Below are 18430 nucleotides of genomic sequence, written 5' to 3' on the forward strand. Positions count from 1 at the left end.
GCGAGGTGAACCTGGCTGCTGCTGTGTTGGGCAGTCGGTTTATTTCAGTTTGGCGATTTCTTCAGCCAGTTCATCAAAGGATTTTTCGGACTGGAATTTCTGCCACAGCGCCTGATCATTGGCCATGGAGGTTTTCAGGGCCTGTTCCGTTACCTGGGCCATGGTGTCGGCATTCAGACCAACCAGTACCACCATACCGCCGCTTGGGGTCGGCATCTGGCGCAGGATTTTGGAACCAACCAGGGTTTCCTTGGTGATCTGGCGAGTGACAGAGGAATTCACCTTGTCGACGGTTTCGCCATCCCCGGTACCCGTGGTCTCAGCATATTGCTTGATCATGTTCTGGACTTCGATACGCATGGTCTGAGCCAGCTCAACACGAGCAGCAGTGGCCGCCATTTGTTTCATGAAGTTGGGGCCAGCGGCAGTTTTGTCGGCATAACCAACCGCAGTCAGGTCGACACCATCAATCGGTGCGCCACAAACCCATTCCGGTGCTGCCTTGCCCGAACCATCAGCAAAAGCACAGCTGACCGGTTGGGTTTCGATCGACTGGTTGGATGAGCAGCCTGCCATAACCGCGACAGCCGCCGCCATTGCCCAATGTTTAAACGCCATAACGTTCTCCTTGTGATATGAATGGGGTCGCTTTCTGATCAGATAAGCCAACACCCTGAATGGTTCATGCTTTGTAATGTCAATATGACCTGTCTTGCCTGTTGTCCCATGCTACGCCAGCACCATGACAATGTGATTGATCTGGTACGGCAGATCCGTCTGTCAGGACCCGTGTCCGCAGTGATCACCGGCGTGGGCGTGGCCATGGGCCAGTTCTTCGGCGGTGGCATCACGGGTACTGAGGATCGACACCTGAAACGTCAATGTCTTGCCTGCCAGCGGATGGTTGGTATCAACATCGGCCATAAATTTACCAACTTTGACGACCGTCACCTTGCGCGGGCCATGTTCTGTCTGAACTTCTGCAAGCATTCCGGCGCGCCAGCGTTTGGCACCTTGCAGATGTTTTACCGGTACCCGTTGTTGAGCGTCATCGCGGCGCTGGCCATAAGCCTGATCCGGGGTCAGGGTCAGCAGTAATTCATCCCCTGCAGAGCGGCCATCAAGGGCCGCTTCAAATGCCCCCAGCATCTGTTTTTTGCCGTGCATGTACAGCACTGGCTCGCCATCAAAAGTCGACTCAATCAGTTGGTTCTCGCTATCGGTCATGCGGTAGTGCAATTCAACAACGGTATTGGCAGTAATCATCTTGTTTTCCAGCGTATATTCAATTGTAGAGTATCCGGCTGTCGGTAAAGTCAGGCAACTGTTAAAAAAGCGTCAAAGGTAAGTAAAGGCAGTCCAAGCCAGAAATAACAGTGCGGTAAACGCAAATGTAATCCGCTTGGCATAGACACTTGATTTCGTGATTGACGGCCCCATCTTTTACCGCTGACCCGAATGTAAGCAGGAAGTACGCTATGACAACGATTGTATCCGTCCGACGTGGTGACCAGGTGGTGATTGCCGGTGATGGCCAGGTATCACTGGGTAATACCGTGATGAAAGGGAATGCACGCAAGGTCCGTCGGCTCTACAACAATAAGGTATTGGCCGGGTTTGCGGGCAGTACCGCGGATGCATTTACCCTGTTTGAAAAATTTGAAGCCCAGCTGCAGCAACATCATGGCCAGCTGACGCGTGCCGCCGTCGAGCTGGCCAAAGAATGGCGCTCGGACCGTGCGCTGCGCAAGCTGGAAGCGATTCTGGCAGTGGCAGATCACACCGCTTCCCTGATCATTACCGGTAATGGCGACGTGGTGCAGCCGGAAGAAGATCTGATTGGTGTGGGTTCTGGTGGTCAATTTGCCCTGGCCGCGGCTCGTGCCCTGTTACACAACACAGACCTGGAGGCACGAGACATCGCCGAAAAAAGCCTCACTATCGCCGGAGAGATCTGTGTCTTTACCAACAACAATATGACGGTTGAATGCCTGTCTGCCGGAGATGACGCATGAGCGAAATGACCCCGAGAGAAATTGTTCACGAGCTGGACCGTCATATTATTGGCCAGCAGAATGCCAAACGATCCGTCGCGATTGCCCTGCGTAACCGCTGGCGTCGCATGCAGCTGCCAAAGGCACTGCGCGATGAAGTGACCCCCAAGAATATCCTGATGATTGGTCCGACCGGGGTGGGTAAAACCGAAATTGCCCGACGTCTGGCCAAACTTTCCAACGCTCCTTTTATCAAGGTCGAAGCAACCAAATTCACCGAAGTGGGTTATGTCGGCAAAGACGTGGAATCCATTATTCGGGATCTGATCGAAACCGGCATTAAAATGCTGCGCGAGCAAGAGATGGTGCGAGTCAGCCACCGGGCTGAAGAAGCGGCAGAGGAACGTATTCTGGATGCTTTACTGCCTCCGGCTCGTTCCAATACACAAAGCGAGTGGGACACCACAACCAGCCCCAAAACCGAAGATTCCTCCACCCGTCAGATTTTCCGCAAGAAACTGCGTGAAGGTCAGCTGGATGACAAGGAAATTGATATCGCTGTTGCTCAGGCACCGGCAGGCGTTGAGATTATGGCGCCGCCAGGCATGGAAGAAATGACCAGCCAGTTGCAGAACATGTTTTCCAACATGGGGAGCGACAAAAAAACCACGCGCAAGCTGAAAATCCGCGATGCTTTCAAGCAGCTTCAGGATGAAGAAGCGGCCAAAATGCTCAATATGGAAGACCTGAAAGCCAGAGCGATCGACCTGGTAGAGCAAAACGGCATCGTCTTTATTGACGAGATCGACAAGGTTGCCAAGCGAGGCGAATCCGGTTCCGGTGGTGATGTCAGCCGTGAAGGAGTACAGCGCGACCTGTTGCCGCTGATTGAAGGCAGTACCGTCAGCACCAAACACGGCATGATCAAGACTGACCATATCCTGTTTGTGGCTTCCGGTGCTTTCCACGTTGCCAAGCCGTCAGATCTGATCCCGGAACTACAGGGACGTTTGCCAATCCGGGTTGAATTACAAGCGCTGACGCCGGGCGACTTCGAACGTATTCTGACTGAACCCAGCGCCTCGCTGACGGAACAATACCGTGCCTTGCTGCAGACCGAAGGCGTGGAGCTGGAATTCCGCCCGGACGCCATCAAGCGCCTGGCGGAGATCGCCTACGAGGTGAACGAAAGCACCGAGAACATTGGGGCTCGTCGTTTGCACACCATTATGGAGCGCCTGCTGGAAACCGTTTCCTTTGACGCCACCGACCTGAGCGACGCCGTTGTCATCGACGCCGCTTATGTTGAAGCCCAGTTGGGCGATGTGGTGAGAAACCAGGACCTGAGCCAGTTTATTCTCTGAGCCAAAGGCCTGGTTGACGCTGGTTGCTCTTGCCATAAGAGCAACCGCGTTCAATATTTGGTTGGGTATTTGGATATATAGATGTTTAATCGAGTCGCCGAGAGACCGGCGTCTATCCATACTGATTACCGTGATCCGACAACCCAAACCGTTAGCCGCAACGACCAACACACGCTAATCTGGCAACATTTGCCACGTGTTCCATCCCTCAGTTCGGGAGATACCCCATGAAGCCAGATGGCATCACCGTTAAAAAAAGCAGCCGTTGCCTGGTATTACGCTACGGCGAACAAAGCCATGAACTCAGTTTCGAATTCCTGCGGGTGTTATCACCTTCAGCCGAAGTACGCGGTCACGGTACCGGCAACGGCGTGCTGCAATCGGGTAAAAAAGACGTCGGCCTGCTGCGGGTTGAACCCGCTGGCAACTACGCCCTGAAACTGGTGTTTGACGATGGTCATGATTCCGGGCTGTACGACTGGTCTTATTTGCACCATTTGTGTATGAATCAGGCAACGCTCTGGCAAGATTACCTTGATCAATTGGCCGCTGCCGGTGTGGGTCGGGAGTCCATGTTGATTAATATTCGTGGACTATGACAGCAGATTGAGCAGCATCAGCTGCCTTTGGGTATACTGTCTGGCATGAATAACATAAAACCGGTCTCGACCAGCCGCCTGTGGCGCCCAAACACATCCCTCATAAAAACAGGAGCCGTACATTGACGGATTCTCCCACCCCAAAAAACTCCCCCATTCACGACCCCAACGCCGCGTTGGAGGCAAAGAAATACGACAATCCGGTACCCAGCCGGGAAGCATTGTTGACGCTGCTGGAGCAATCCGGCCGTCCAATGACTCATGAAGATGTGTGTGAAGCGCTGACAGAATCAGATCCCGAGCGGGTTGAAGCCCTGCGCCGCCGACTGATCGCCATGTCGCGGGACGGCCAGCTGATGAGCAACCGGCGCAACCAGTTTTTCCCCATGGAAAAAGCCGACCTGGTGACCGGTGTCGTCATGGGGCACAAGGACGGTTTTGGTTTCGTCTTGCGCAGCGATGCCGACGATATTTATCTGTCGAACCGGCAAATGCGCAAAGTCTTTCATGGTGACAAGGTCGCCGTGCAGATTCTTGGCCTGGATCGCCGTGGGCGTCCGGAAGGCAAGATCGTGCAGGTACTCGAACGTAACACCCAGCACGTCGTCGGCCGTTATTTCGACCAGGCCGGTGTTGGCGTGGTGCAGCCCGACAACAAGCGTGTCAGCACTGAAGTGCTGATTCCTGCTGATGGACGTAACGGTGCCGAGCACGGCCAGTTTGTAATGGTCGAAATCGTTGCCCAGCCAAAACAGGGTGGCTTGCCGGTTGGCAAGGTAGTTGAAGTGCTGGGCGAGCATCTGGCTCCGGGCATGGAAATCGAAGTGGCTATTCGCAGCCACGATATTCCCCACGAATGGCCAGCGGCGGTGACCGTCGAAGCCAAAAAGCTGTCTGACGAAGTACGTGAGGAAGACAAGGCCAACCGGATTGATTTGCGTCACCTGCCGTTTGTCACTATCGACGGTGAAGATGCCCGCGATTTCGACGATGCGGTGTACTGCGAACGTAACAAGAACACCGGTGGCTGGCGTTTGTACGTTGCCATCGCCGACGTATCCCACTACGTTAAACCGGGTTCGGCACTGGATATTGAAGGCCATACCCGCGGCAACTCGGTGTATTTTCCCGGGTTTGTGGTGCCGATGCTGCCAGAAAAACTGTCCAACGGGCTGTGTTCCCTGAATCCGGCAGTGGACCGTTTGGTGCTGGTGTGCGAAATGACCATCTCCAAAGCCGGGAACATCTCCGGTTACAAGTTTATGGAAGGGCTGATCCACTCTCATGCCCGCCTGACTTACAACAAGGTCTGGTCGATGCTGCAGCAACCGCGCAGTGAAGAAGGCCAGATCTGGCGTGATCATTACCCGGCGGTCGTGCCTCACATCGAAAATCTGTACAGCCTGTTCCAGCTGTTGCGCAGCAAGCGTGAAGAGCGGGGTGCAATGGACTTCGACTCGGTCGAAACCCGCATTGTGTTTGATGCCGAGCGCAAGATTCAGGAAATCGTGCCGATCAGTCGGAACGATGCCCATATGCTGATTGAAGAGTGCATGCTGGCCGCCAACGTGTGCGCAGCCAGCTTCCTGGAAAAATATCAGGTGCCCTGTGTTTACCGCGTCCATCCAGGCCCGAATGAAGACAAGCTGGAAAACCTGCGCTCGTTTCTTGGTGAGCTGGGGCTGGCAATCAATACCGGTAAAGGCAAGCCGACTCCGAAAAACTATCAGGAATTACTCAGCAGTATTCAGGATCGCCCGGACTCCCATCTGATTCAGACCGTGTTACTGCGCTCGCTCAGTCAGGCGGTTTATCACCCGGAAAACGAAGGCCACTTTGGTCTGGCGTACAAGGCCTACACTCACTTTACCTCGCCGATTCGTCGCTATCCGGATTTGCTGGTGCATCGTGCTATTCGCAGCGTGATTCGCAGCGAACAGGAATGCCGTAACGTCATCCGTGCCGAAGGTGCCAAGCCGTTGGCCAAGGCCGAAATCTATCCCTACGATACGGCGCAAGTCATCCAGCTGGGTGAACACTGCTCCATGACCGAGCGTCGTGCCGATGACGCCACTCGGGACGTGAACGACTTCCTTAAATGTGAGTACATTCAGGATCGGGTTGGTGACGTGTTCGAAGGCGTTATCACGGCCGTGACCGGCTTTGGTTTGTTTGTTGAACTGAAAAACGTCTATGTCGAAGGGCTGGTGCATATCTCCTCGCTGGCGAATGACTTCTACCAGTTTGATGCCACCAAACACCGGCTGGTTGGCGAACGCACTCGCCGCACCTTCCGCCTGGGAGACAGCCTCTGGGTGCAGGTGTCGGGTGTTAATCTGGACGAACGCAAGGTCGACTTCGATCTGGCTACCGCGCCAGGCAAAGCCGGGCAAGCGGCGCCGGAAGCGCCACGTTTGCCTCGTCGGCGGGCCAAAAGCACCGCCTCTGGAGCAACAACGACTGGCAGCAAGGATGAAACGCTCAAGCCTTCTGGCCGTCGTCGCCGTAAAAAACCGGCGGCCAACAAGTCCGCGGCGGCAACCGCTCCCGCCATGGTAGCCGGCGCTGCTGTCAATAAAGGGGGCAGTGTGGCTGAGAAAGACGCGGCTGGTGGTAAAAAGAAAAGCCGCAAAAAATCGCCCAGCAAGCGCCAGAAACTGAACGCCAAAAAAGCACCCGCCAGTGGTGTTGCGGCGGCGGCTACCAAAGCCAAACCAAAAGCCAAAAAGCCGAAGCGTAAAGCCGCTCCTGGACCCAAGGCCGCTCCCAAAGCTGGCTCAAAGGCCAAAAGTACCACCAAACCCTGACTAGCATACACTGAGGGCTGTTTGCCATTCGCTCGCGAGTGGCCCTCCAACGAGACAAATGAATGAAGCTTGATGCTGTATACGGCCTGCACGCCGTCACCACTCTGCTACAACGCAGCCCGGATCAGGTGACAGAAGTCTGGGTACAAAAAGGCCGCGTTGATCAACGCATGCAAAAGGTATTGGACGAAGCCCAGCGACTTGGCCTGGATATTCGTGAAGCCGACAAAGGGTTGTTGAACCAGAAAGCCGATGGTAACCATCAAGGCGTCATTGCGTTCCGCAAGCCGCTACAGGGAGTGAGCGAGCGTAATCTGCCAGATGTACTCGATCGCATCGAAGGCCCGGCCTTTATCCTGATTCTGGATGGCGTTACCGACCCGCACAATCTGGGTGCCTGCTTGCGCACCGCCGATGCTGCCGGTGTGCACCTGGTGATTGCCCCAAAAGACAAATCAGCGCCGCTGAATGCCACTGTTGCCAAGGTGGCCTGTGGTGCTGCGGAAGTCGTGCCTTATGTACAGGTGACCAACCTGGCCCGTACCATGACCGAACTGCAAGAACGCGGTATCTGGCTGGTGGGTACCGCAGGAGAAGCCACCACCGCGGTGTATCAGCAAGACCTCACAGGTCCGCTGGCACTGGTGATGGGGGCTGAAGGTGCTGGCATGCGCCGCCTGACCCGCGAACACTGCGATCATTTGATCAATATCCCGATGGCGGGGGAAGTCAGCTCGGTAAATGTCTCGGTAGCGACCGGTATTTGTTTGTTTGAAGCGGTGCGGCAGCGGCTGTCGTGATAAACCGTTGGCCTGTTGTTTTGGTGGCGTGAACGTAGTCTCCCAGGCTTTTTCAACCTACCTGATGACCAAAGTCATATGGTAGGTTGGACTAGTGTAGCGACGCATAACATCCTGTTATCAGCATAAGATCAAAGTCCATATCTGTCGTCGTTGAGGCTAACAGGCAACTTTTATGGCTCTTTTGCCGTGGAATCAGGTGCACGTTCTCTAGGAAAACTCTTGCAAGCTGTCGACAGGCAGTGCCAATCGATTGTGGCCAGTGCCACTCATGAACCAAAGCGGTCTTGTCGAGCTCTAGCGTCAGAGCAAATCTGTCCAATCCGTCATTAAATATATCTTAATACGAAAGAGAACTCAGACTTGGTTTACCATGATGAGGTACTCTTTCTGAAGGGTTCCTAGGTGCAATAATTAGTGATAAAATAAATACTAGATATTTTTTTGAGAATAAATATGAGAACATTGTATTTGCATATAGGGTTTCATAAGACGGGGTCTTCGTCATTACAATTAGCTCTATATAATAATAGATCAAATTTGTTGGATGTCGGTTGGGAATTTTTGTCACTTGATAAACTGGGTAATTCATCATCTTTTATTAAGATAAAAGGTAGTGAGTCAATGGAGTATGAAGTGTCTTCAGATTTTGATGGTTTCTTGGGTAAATCGACCCAAGATAACGTTATCATTTCTGGAGAACATTTTTCTCTTTTGAATAATGAAGAGGAAATATCCAAATTAAAAGAAACTATTTTATGTTATTTTGATAAGGTGGTTATTATTGTTTATTTGAGACGCCAGGATAAACTTGCGTTATCGTTTAAGCAACAGGCCGCAAAATGTAGTGTTCCGAAACTTATGTTGTCTAGCTGTTTATGCGGACATTCTGCTTCAGCATTACCTGAATTAACGGACGATTTGAAAAAATATTTGGATTTTGAAAGCAAAATAAAAATATGGTGCAATATTTTTGGAAAAGAATCTGTTTCACTTCGATTGTTCGAAAAAAATAACTTGATTGATGGTGATATTTGTTCAGATTTCCCAAGAATAATAAACCTCCCTTATTCTTTGGAATCCATCCGGGTGAACGAGGGGGTTAGTAGATTATATAGCCTGTGTTCACATCTTCTCATAAATTTGGATTATCCATCCGTGATCGTTGACAAAGTCAGGTCAAAAATTAACCGTGATAGCCGTAAAGTGATGCCATCAAAGAAGGAAGCACAAGAATTTTATTCCGTTTTTGAGAATAAAAATCATACTTTATTTGATTGGTTTGGTCTTGAACAAAGTTTTGATGGTAGTTTTGAAGACTACCCTGATGAAAGCAACTATAAGTTCACAGAAGAAGAATTCAATTCTATATTGGGTATTATCTCAACTTTATCCTATAAAGCAGATTGTCTTACAGAAAAAGAGATTGATATTGTGCGAGACTCGGCTTTGCTTTTGGAGAAGGTTGACCTGAAGAAAGCAAATTCTTTGATGCTTATCGCCAATAGATTCAGGCCGCATGGTGGGTTTATAAGAGAAAAGATTGAATATTATAAGTCATTATTGAAGTAAGTTATTTCTGGGGTATTGCCTTTGTTCGAATTATTATATGGTGTCAACATTTTAGAATTGGACCATTCCAGTTCTAAACCTTGTAAAGGTTGCGGGGTTGTTGGGGGTGTTTATTTAAAATATTCAATTTTGAACACTGAAGCCCCATTGGTAATAAGCTTTTCGAATGCGGGAGAGGTTACTAATCCAAATCATATACATGAAACCTCGTATTCTCCATGGGGATATGAGTATCTCTGCAAGAAAAATTTAAATGTAATATCTTTTTCTTGCATGGGAGAGACTACTTGGTACAGAAATGATTTGTTTATTGATTTTCTTGAGAGTTTTGCTTTGCAGTTGAAGAAATTTCGACGGAAAATTGGCTATGATGGTTCTATGGGAGGCTATGCAGTGAGTGCTTTTGCCAACTTGCTGGAATTAGATAGTGTACTCCTGATGAATCCTATTAGCTCATTGAATACTTCTTCTCTTGTTCCTTGGGAAACAAGGTTTGCAAGTGCTGCTAACGGTTTGAATTGGGAACAGCTTGTTACGCACCAGTCGTAGGTTGGATAAGCGCCCGACACCGAACCAGCCAACACCTGAAACCCGATTAGCGCGTCATCCGACACTTGTTACGCACCAGATAGAAAAGGCCCAGCTGCTGTTTATTATCAGGTATCGGTTTCCGGTTAATCAATAAATTTTATCTATATTATCAAGTCGATATTTGATATAGCCTCTATGGGCCTTAATACGTTTAATAAAATCATCAACTTCTTTAACATACAAATCATGGCCATCAGCACGACACGCCCCCTTTTGAACGAGTCTAAAGTTAAACCGTTCAATCAAAGCCCTTCCTTCATTTTTAGCTGCTGTGACATATAAATTTCTTGAATTATTATTAGCTTGCAACTCTTTTGCTATTTCATTTAGAAAATACCGCAAGAATAATTTCCTGCCATTTGAATTTATAGCTATAGAGAAAAAATAAAAATCCCTACAATGACCAACAGTATCCTTATATTGGAGAATATCATTGCTGGTAAAACTTTTTTCGCAAACCTCCCCTGCTAAGAATTTATCTAATGACTCTTTTTTTAAAGGCAATATAGAGAAGTACCCTGCAACCTTATTATCATCAACTAGACAGGTAAAAATTTTTGGGTTTTTACTATGCCATTCGAAAAACTTATTTCTATCAATTATTTCATGCTTATCGAAAACACTTTCATCCAAATTTACAATCTCATCTATATCATACAACCTGGCATATCTAAAGAAAGTCGAACCAACTGGCAATAAACATGAATTATTTATAACTTTCTCTTGATCATAATCTTTCATAAAGAAACCACAATACAGCTATGTCTTTCAGTGACTAAAAGCATCTTCATGCTGCCCTCTATTCCTAACAAGTCTGTAGAAAAATTTATTTCTAATCAATTTACCCACTAGCTCATTTTCCATTGTTAATTGCCGGTTTTATCGGCAACCCTTGGCTAATTCTGTGTTTCCGGTCTTTCAGGCTTTAGCTGTCTAAAAGCCAGATACCATATCACTTTCAGTGCCTGTTCTAAGGTTATAAAGAACGGAACAGTTTCGCAGAACAGGGTTTTTGAGTGCGGGACAGTATCACAAAACAGGGCTTTAAAGATAAGGCTGGTGAAACGCGGACAGACCCAGCTTTTCAGCCTCTTTATAAAAAATAGGGATAATTCAGGGCATGCTCAAAAGTACCAGGCTGCAACTGATCCTGATAATTAATGACCACCATCGACGTTTGCTTGTAATCATAGTGTTTGAACCGAGCCATCACCGCCTCCTGCATTTCAAAACCCGGTCAGATCATAGTTCGGGAGGTTTTTCTACAGCCTGAACGCCGCCAACACGGGCGAGCAATTTGTTGCGAGTCCAGCCTCAGCTTTGCTGAGGCTGTGTGATTCGCAGATCTCTGACAACCAGGAAACGACGCTCTTTTCTCCTGGTTATGATCTTTCCCTCAGCCCTGTGTGACACCTTTAACGCGAACACTCTCGATCATCCATACAATAGAGGACTCAGAACCGATACCCGACGGCGCCAATATATTCATCGTAGAACACTTTTTGACGAGCCCTGTCGCTGCTGCTATGAGTGGTCAGTACATCGGTCATATTGACGTAACCGTACTTGCCAATAAAGCGCACAAACAATCCTCGCCAGACGTTGGCTTCCACGCCGATTTTCACCAGTGTGCTGTAACCGGCAATATGCCACTCATCGTTACGCGCGCCACTCATCAGTTTGACGTTACTTTTCGGGTACATAATGCCCGCACCCGCACCGGCAAACAGGGCAATGTCCTTGTCCGTACCGTACTGCCATACCGGTAAATAGGCCTCGGTTTCCAGTGAGATCTGGTTAAAGCCATCGGTGTGTTCGTAGGTGAGGAAGTCGCCGCTTAATACAACCTCTTCGGCGGCAGGGTTGGTTTTCTCGAAACCGTCGCGATCGTTCACTCCGGTCATGGTGACGGTCTGGTCCTGGACCATAACGTACTTCATATGATCCCAGCCCAGCGAGACTGACCAGTTATCCTGCACAAAGTAGCCGAAACGCCAGTTGTATTGGGGAATCGTCAAGCGGCCGGGGTTCAGGTAGCTGTGAAAAACCTGTGCAATGCTGAACGGGGTCTGATGATCCTTGGCGGAGACGTTATACAGGGTAAAGTCGTAGTCGTCTCCCTCAAAATGGATATCGCTGTCGGAGTAGGTGGCGTTGTTCCAGCCCCAATAGCCGTACCAGTCGCCCTGGCTGCGCATGGCGGCTTCGCTGGCAACGGAATAGCAGGAGCTGGCCATTAATAAAATGGCAACGGAAAGAGGGTGTTTCATGAAATGACTACCTTGAGATGAAAACAGGATCAGGAACAAGAGGCCGGGGAGGGTATCAGCTATATGGCTGATCGGTAATGTATTTTTATGGAACAAGGTTGTGTAAGACTCAATACAAGTTGCATAAATCAAGCGGATTCATGTTCGGTTGAGGCGATAGTAGCACCGACTCTGCGCTCAAACCGGAATAAAGCCATGTATTGGCCACCATATCGGCATCACTGCGACTGAATATCTGCCATGGATTCCACCAGTGAATTGTTACTTTCATGGTTTTTCCCTACTCTCTCGATCTTGTGCTTATTACTTCCGTTGCGTTTGCTGTTGCCAAGGATCGATTTATGTCCGATTTCGTTTTTACACTGCCAGATTGGTGGCATGACCTGGTCAGCCAGAATTATGACTGGTTCTGGGATGTCTCAATTGCCCTGACGATTATGGTGGTGGCTGCTTTTGTCTGGCGTATTGTGCGCAAGCGTCTGGCTCGGCTGGCAGCTCATAGTAATAATCAGTGGGATGATGTGCTGCTGAATGCCATTGCGGTGCCGGTGAACTGGATCATTATTGCCATTGGCGCCACCTGGGTGGCCGATATTACTACCCGTAACTTTCAGCTGGATGTCATGACCAGCGTGCCGGTGGTGCGGCAGCTGTCGTTGATTATCCTGGTGGCCTGGGGAATCTGGCGGCTGATTAACCAGGTAGAGCAGCGGCAGATTGTACGGGGAGCCGATCCAACCACGATTCAGCTGGTCGGCAAGCTGGCCAAGGTCGCCGTCACGATATTGATCATGATGCCGGTATTCCAGTCGCTGGGGATTACCATTTCTGGCTTGCTGGCGTTTGGTGGGGTCGGCGGGCTGGTGGTTGGCCTGGCGGCCAAGGACTTGTTGGCTAACTTTTTTGGTTCGATCGTGGTGTATATGGATCGCCCCTTCAAAGTAGGAGACTGGATCCGTTCCCCGGATCGCAATATCGAAGGTACGGTGGAGCACATCGGCTTTCGGGTTACCTGTATTCGCACCTTCGACAAACGCCCCTTGTATGTACCTAACTCGGTATTTACCAGTATTGCGGTGGAAAACCCGTCACGGATGCTGAATCGCCGTATCTATGAAACCATCGGCTTGCGTTATCAGGACTCCCACTTGCTGGATAATGTGTTGCACAAGATCGATACCATGTTACGAGCACATCCGGATATCGATACTGATCAAATGATCATGGTGAACTTCAACAGTTTTGGTGCCTCCAGTCTGGATTTCTTTGTGTACTGTTTTACCAAAACCACCGACTGGAGCACCTACCACAAGGTCAAGCAGGCAGTGATGCTGGAGATGATCCGTATCATCCATGCTGAAGGAGCTGACTGTGCCTTCCCGACACGCACCTTGCATCTGGAGTCCATGCCGCCGGCGGCCATGGCGAACGACGGCGCGGCCTCCCGCGTCTGATCAAGACTGGTCTGGCTCTGGTCGCAGCAGAGCCAAAGCAGATCAGGAATGGTATGGTCGTTGTCTGAAAAACCAGCAACGATGGAGCCTGTATGTCCCCGGATCTTTCTTCGTATCAATGGCACACCGATACTTCTCCGCTCGCTGATGCCCTGGCGGCAGAACGCGATTATCTGATCATTCAGGATCTGGACGGTGTGTGTATGGGGTTGGTTAACGACCCGCTGAGCCGCACGATGGATCCTGCTTATATCCAGGCTGTACGACAACAGGCCGGGCATTTCTACGTGCTCACTAATGGTGAACACATCGGCAAACGAGGGGTCAATCCGATTGTTGATCGGGCGTTAGGAGACTCAACAGCCAAGCAGCAAGGTTTGTATTTGCCGGGCCTGGGTGCCGGCGGCGTCCAGTTACAGGATCGCTTTGGCAAAGTCACTCACCCCGGTGTCAGCTCGGCAGAAATGGCTTTCTTGCTGCAAATACCAGTGAAAGCCCGCTATTTTCTGATCAATTTACTGGGTAACGCTCCCTACAGCCTCGCCAAGGAAAACATCCACTTGTTGGCAGACGCCGTAGTGCTGGATAACCGCGCTTCGCCGACGATTAATGCCAACCTGTTATGTGCCGTACTCGGTTCGGTCAGTAGCGTGACGCGGCTGCAACACGATTTGCAGTCTTTTATGGCCAAATTGCTGCTAGAGGCGCAAGCACAAGGCATGGGTGATTCTTTCTTTATCCACTATGCCCCAAACCTGGGAACTGATCCGGTAACCGGGCAAGAGCGGATTAAACCGGCCGATGGTAACAGCTGGGGAACCACGGATTTCCAGTTCATGCTGACCGGTGCAGTAAAGGAGTCCGGGGTGCTGGTATTGCTGAATCAGTATTACGCTGCCAAAACCGGGGTGTATCCACTGGGAGAAGATTTCAGCGCCCGTAGCGCACCAGGCTCCCATGCCGCACTGCTGGCTTTATCCAGGGAAGCGTTTGATCCGGCCCAGATGCCCCGCATTATCGGCGTGGGTGACACCATCACCTCCCATCGGGTGGGGGATGAATGGCAACGGGGTGGCAGTGACCGGGGCTTCCTGACCCTGGTACAGGATCTCGGCCGTCAGTTCGAATCCGATAACGTAGTCTTGCTGGTCGATAGCAGTGGCGGTGAGGTGATTCGCCCGAGTGTGGATGTTGACGCCCTGCAGCAGCACCCGGCTGATCATGAGTCGTACTGGCAAGCAGTGGCGGGCTTGAGTGATCCGGCCGATCCGCTGCAGGTTAATTTTGTCTGTGCGGGGGGGTATCCGCAATATCTGGCCTGGTTCAGGCATATTGCTGATCTGACTCATTGATTTCTTGCCCGGATGGCCAGACATTACCGTAAGCGTCGGTCGTGTCTGGTCTGGGCCTGCCTTTACCTGACTCACAATTGTGTTCGAGTTAATCCAGCCGGCTGCCTGCTGGCTTTCATTCGGCTCGTCTCAATAGCGATATCGTTCGATGGCTATTGGCTATAGGCCTATTTAAAAAGATTAATTTAACCTATGGCGTGGAGCGGCGCATTATAGATCTCGTTCCCGGATATATTCTCTGACTCAAACTCACTGGAGTGACCACTATGATCAATACTGCTATCAAACCATTCTCTGCTACTGCCTTTAAACAAGGCGAATTCGTCGACATCACCGAAGCCGACGTTCTGGGTAAATGGGCTGTCTTTTTCTTCTACCCAGCTGACTTCACCTTTGTTTGCCCGACTGAACTGGAAGACCTGGGCAGCAAATACGAAGAACTGCAATCCATGGGTGTTGAAGTGTTCTCTGTTTCGACGGATACCCACTTCTGCCACAAAGCATGGCACGACACTTCAGATGCGATTGGCACCATCAACTACTACATGGTAGGCGACCAGACGGCCACTATCACTAGCAACTTCGGTGTACTGCGTGAAGGTCAAGGCCTGGCAGACCGTGCCACTTTCCTGATCGATCCAGAAGGTGTGATTCAAGCCATGGAAGTGACCGCTGAAGGTATTGGCCGTGATGCCGACGACCTGATGCGCAAAATCAAAGCGGCTCAATACGTCGCGGCTCACCCAGGTGAAGTTTGCCCGGCCAAGTGGAAAGAAGGCGAAGCCACGCTGGCTCCTTCACTGGATCTGGTTGGCAAAATCTGATCTGAATTTTGGGCAGATAAGATAAAAGGGAGCATCCGCGGCTGCTCCACTGTTGTGAACAGCCTCGTCTTCGACGGGGCTGTTTGCGTTTGTAGCCACAGTAAAACCAGAGCAGTAACAGCTCTACAAACAACCCTGTCAGCCACCAACCCGGCCGGACATTGATACGACTCAAGCGAGGTCTGTCAGTCCAGGGACACAATGACAATCAGATATTTTTTGTTTTTATTTTTAGCTTTAAGCTATCGAATGGTTAGAAAAGATTGATTTATATAATCATAGGGGCAGGGCTATCATAGTCTCGTATCTTGAATAAAGGCGTTCATGCCGTCGTTGCAGCAGCCTGAACGAAATCAACGAAATAAGGAAACCATCATGCTTGACGCAAACATGAAACAGCAATTGGGCGCTTATCTCCAAAACATCGTTCGTCCGATTGAGCTGACTGTCTACACCAAAGAAGGCAACGACAAATCCATCGAGCTGGAAAGCTTGGGCCGTGATATTGCCGACCTGTCCGACAAGGTTGCCCTGAAAATCGTCTCTGGTGACAGTGGTCGTACACCACGCATGACGGTTGGCCCGGAAGGCGAAGCGGCCCGAGTCACCTTTGCCGGTGTGCCAATGGGGCACGAGTTCACTTCACTGGTACTGGCGCTGCTGCAAGCGGGTGGTCATCCAAGCAAGGCGGCACCTGAGTTGCTGGAGCAAGTCAAAGGCCTGAACAAGCCACTGGACTTTGAAGTGTACATATCCTTGTCTTGCCACAACTGCCCGGATGTCGTCCAGGCCATCAACTTGATGGCGGTACTGAACCCGAACGTGCGTGCCACCATGATCGACGGTGGTGTGTTCCCGCAAGAAGTGGAAACCGTGGGTATTATGGCGGTACCAACTTTGATGCTGAACGGCGAACCTTTCGGCAACGGTCGCATGACGCTGGAAGAGATCCTCAACAAGGTGGACGATGACGCCGACGCCAAAAAAGCCGCCGAAATTTCCGCCAAGGAACAGTTCGACGTGCTGGTGGTCGGTGGTGGTCCTGCGGGTGCTTCAGCGGCGATTTACACTGCCCGTAAAGGCATCCGCACCGGTATTGTGGCTGAACGTTTTGGCGGGCAAGTCATGGATACACTGGCGATCGAAAACTTTATCTCGGTAAAAGCCACCGATGGCCCGAAATTGGTGGCTGGCTTGGAAGAGCACGTCAAGGATTACGATATCGATGTGATGACCAACCAGCGTGCCAAAGCGATTCGTGAGATCGAAGTCGACGGCCAGACACTGAAACAGGTTGAACTGGAAAACGGTGCCATCCTGACCAGCAAAGCCGTGATTCTGGCGACTGGTGCACGCTGGAGAGAAATGAACGTACCGGGTGAAGAGCAGTACAAAACCAAAGGGGTGGCCTTCTGCCCGCACTGTGACGGCCCGCTGTTCAAAGGCAAGCCAACTGCCGTTATTGGTGGTGGTAACTCCGGTATCGAAGCCGCGATTGACCTGGCAGGGATCGTTGAACACGTAACCGTACTGGAATTTGGCGACACCCTGCGTGCCGACGCCGTGCTGGTGAAAAAAGCAGAATCCCTGCCGAACGTTACCATCATCAAAAACGCCATGACCACTGAAGTGGTTGGTGATGGCAGCAAGGCGACAGGCCTGAAATACAAGGATCGCGTCAGCGGCGAGATGCACGATCTGGCAGTGGCCGGTATCTTCGTCCAGATTGGTCTGGTGCCCAACAGCGAATTTCTGCAAGGCACTTTGGAACTGAGTAACCGGGGTGAGATCGTGATTGACGCCAAAGGCCAGACCAGCGTGCCTGGTATATTGGCGGCCGGTGACGTTACCACGGTGCCGTTCAAGCAGATCATCATCTCCATGGGTGCCGGGGCCACTGCCGCACTGGGAGCGTTTGATTACCTGATCCGGAACTGATTCAGGCCATCAGTGGCCGGTCAGTAGCAGAAAACAAACAGCCACTGTTGTAATACAGTGGCTGTTTTTTTGTGGCCTTTATTCCAGGCCATCGTGCCGGTTTGCCAGAATATGTTGTTGAACATATTGTTGGGCGGCATACAGTGCGTCAGGCCATCTCAGAATCAGGAATGGCCCATTTTTGCTGCGGAGTCTTTTAATATGAGTTCATTGTATCTTTTTGGTCCGGCCATCAGTCCGTATGTTCGTGCGGTTCGTTTGTATGCCCATGAACTGGGATTGCCGCTGGCATTTGGCATGGCCCCGGCGGGCAACCCGATTGCCCCGTATTCCCCGGATCATCTGGCGCTCAATCCGTTTGGGAAATTCCCGATCTTGCTGGACGGCGATTTCAGTCTGCCGGAAGTAACGGCTATTTGTACCTATCTGGATGATCTGGCTGGTGCTTCTGGGCGCCTGGCGGCGTTGTCGAGCCAGCAGCGGGCGACGGTGCTGCGCTGGACCGGAGCGATCGCGATTTATGGACGGCTCTACACCATGGACGGCTTTATGCTGGAGCTGGTGTTTCCCCAGGGTGACAACGGCCGGCCGCGTCTGGATGTGATACGGGGTAATCTGCCGCGAGTCCGTGAGTTTCTGGCAGTGATCGAGCGCCAGCTAGCGGCGTCACGCTGGATTGCCGGTGAGCAGTACAGCATGGCCGACAGCTTGCTGACGCCGTTTCTGGATTATCTTGTCAATGTGCCACCGTTGGATGAACAGGGGGTGTTGCTGGCCCCGGATAGCGCCTGTCGCCGTTATCTGGATAACGTGCGGGAGCGCGATACGGCAAAAATCCTGCAACAGGGTTGATACGCTCCGTAGT

The 18430-nt window shown here is 51.0% G+C and carries 16 protein-coding genes; 12 read left to right on the top strand and 4 right to left on the bottom strand.

Annotated elements, in window-relative coordinates; all coding sequences use genetic code 11:
• Nucleotides 1-39: 39 nt before the first annotated feature.
• Nucleotides 40-618 carry an LPP20 family lipoprotein gene (locus Q4551_RS07065; RefSeq protein ID WP_303432758.1) on the bottom strand — a complete coding sequence of 193 codons (579 nt, stop codon included), beginning with the start codon at nt 616-618 and terminating at the stop codon, nt 40-42.
• 162 nt (nt 619-780) lie between these two features.
• Complete coding sequence (locus tag Q4551_RS07070) at nt 781-1266, bottom strand: peptidylprolyl isomerase (RefSeq protein WP_303432760.1); 486 nt, start codon at nt 1264-1266, stop codon at nt 781-783.
• 212 nt (nt 1267-1478) lie between these two features.
• Here Q4551_RS07070 and hslV point away from each other — a divergent pair, with 212 nt between their 5' ends.
• The 7 genes from hslV to Q4551_RS07105 all read left to right on the top strand — a co-directional run bounded on the left by hslV (nt 1479) and on the right by Q4551_RS07105 (nt 9685).
• Nucleotides 1479-2015 (top strand): ATP-dependent protease subunit HslV, encoded by a 537-nt coding sequence (gene hslV, locus Q4551_RS07075; RefSeq protein ID WP_303432761.1) that lies wholly within the window; start codon nt 1479-1481, stop codon nt 2013-2015.
• Nucleotides 2012-3358: an ATP-dependent protease ATPase subunit HslU gene (hslU, locus tag Q4551_RS07080; protein WP_303432763.1), complete on the top strand. Its 1347-nt coding sequence runs from the start codon at nt 2012-2014 to the stop codon at nt 3356-3358. The genes hslV and hslU overlap by 4 nt, the downstream gene beginning before the upstream one ends.
• 227 nt (nt 3359-3585) lie before the next feature.
• Complete coding sequence (locus Q4551_RS07085; RefSeq protein ID WP_303432764.1) at nt 3586-3957, top strand: DUF971 domain-containing protein; 372 nt, start codon at nt 3586-3588, stop codon at nt 3955-3957.
• Nucleotides 3958-4079: 122 nt separating this feature from the next.
• Nucleotides 4080-6764: a ribonuclease R gene (gene rnr, locus Q4551_RS07090; protein ID WP_303432766.1), complete on the top strand. Its 2685-nt coding sequence runs from the start codon at nt 4080-4082 to the stop codon at nt 6762-6764.
• A gap of 62 nt (nt 6765-6826) precedes the next feature.
• Entirely contained in the window at nt 6827-7564 is a 738-nt protein-coding gene (rlmB, locus tag Q4551_RS07095; protein ID WP_303432768.1) for a 23S rRNA (guanosine(2251)-2'-O)-methyltransferase RlmB, read from the top strand.
• A gap of 456 nt (nt 7565-8020) precedes the next feature.
• Complete coding sequence (locus tag Q4551_RS07100) at nt 8021-9136, top strand: hypothetical protein (RefSeq protein ID WP_303432769.1); 1116 nt, start codon at nt 8021-8023, stop codon at nt 9134-9136.
• Between the two features lie 21 nt (nt 9137-9157).
• Complete coding sequence (locus Q4551_RS07105) at nt 9158-9685, top strand: hypothetical protein (protein ID WP_303432770.1); 528 nt, start codon at nt 9158-9160, stop codon at nt 9683-9685.
• A 129-nt stretch (nt 9686-9814) separates the two neighbouring features.
• Here the strand turns inward: Q4551_RS07105 and Q4551_RS07110 are convergent, their stop codons facing one another.
• Both Q4551_RS07110 and Q4551_RS07115 read right to left on the bottom strand, forming a co-directional pair.
• Nucleotides 9815-10468 (bottom strand): hypothetical protein, encoded by a 654-nt coding sequence (locus Q4551_RS07110; RefSeq protein WP_303432771.1) that lies wholly within the window; start codon nt 10466-10468, stop codon nt 9815-9817.
• A gap of 713 nt (nt 10469-11181) precedes the next feature.
• Nucleotides 11182-11997 carry a hypothetical protein gene (locus Q4551_RS07115; RefSeq protein ID WP_303432772.1) on the bottom strand — a complete coding sequence of 272 codons (816 nt, stop codon included), beginning with the start codon at nt 11995-11997 and terminating at the stop codon, nt 11182-11184.
• A gap of 341 nt (nt 11998-12338) precedes the next feature.
• On the opposite strand from Q4551_RS07115, the gene Q4551_RS07120 reads away from it, so the two are divergent.
• From Q4551_RS07120 to Q4551_RS07140, 5 genes are all read left to right on the top strand, one after another.
• Nucleotides 12339-13451, top strand: a complete 1113-nt coding sequence (locus tag Q4551_RS07120; protein ID WP_303432773.1) for a mechanosensitive ion channel family protein — start codon at nt 12339-12341, stop codon at nt 13449-13451.
• Nucleotides 13452-13543: 92 nt separating this feature from the next.
• Nucleotides 13544-14803 carry a glucosylglycerol 3-phosphatase gene (gene stpA / locus Q4551_RS07125; RefSeq protein ID WP_303432775.1) on the top strand — a complete coding sequence of 420 codons (1260 nt, stop codon included), beginning with the start codon at nt 13544-13546 and terminating at the stop codon, nt 14801-14803.
• Nucleotides 14804-15069: 266 nt separating this feature from the next.
• On the top strand, nt 15070-15627 hold the full coding sequence (gene ahpC / locus Q4551_RS07130; RefSeq protein ID WP_303432776.1) for an alkyl hydroperoxide reductase subunit C: 558 nt from the start codon (nt 15070-15072) through the stop codon (nt 15625-15627).
• 375 nt (nt 15628-16002) lie between these two features.
• On the top strand, nt 16003-17565 hold the full coding sequence (gene ahpF / locus Q4551_RS07135) for an alkyl hydroperoxide reductase subunit F (RefSeq protein WP_303432777.1): 1563 nt from the start codon (nt 16003-16005) through the stop codon (nt 17563-17565).
• Nucleotides 17566-17766: 201 nt separating this feature from the next.
• On the top strand, nt 17767-18417 hold the full coding sequence (locus Q4551_RS07140) for a glutathione S-transferase family protein (RefSeq protein ID WP_303432778.1): 651 nt from the start codon (nt 17767-17769) through the stop codon (nt 18415-18417).
• Nucleotides 18418-18430 lie beyond the last annotated feature (13 nt).

This window comes from Oceanobacter sp. 5_MG-2023 (assembly GCF_030548165.1).
Taxonomy (GTDB): domain Bacteria; phylum Pseudomonadota; class Gammaproteobacteria; order Pseudomonadales; family Oceanobacteraceae; genus Oceanobacter.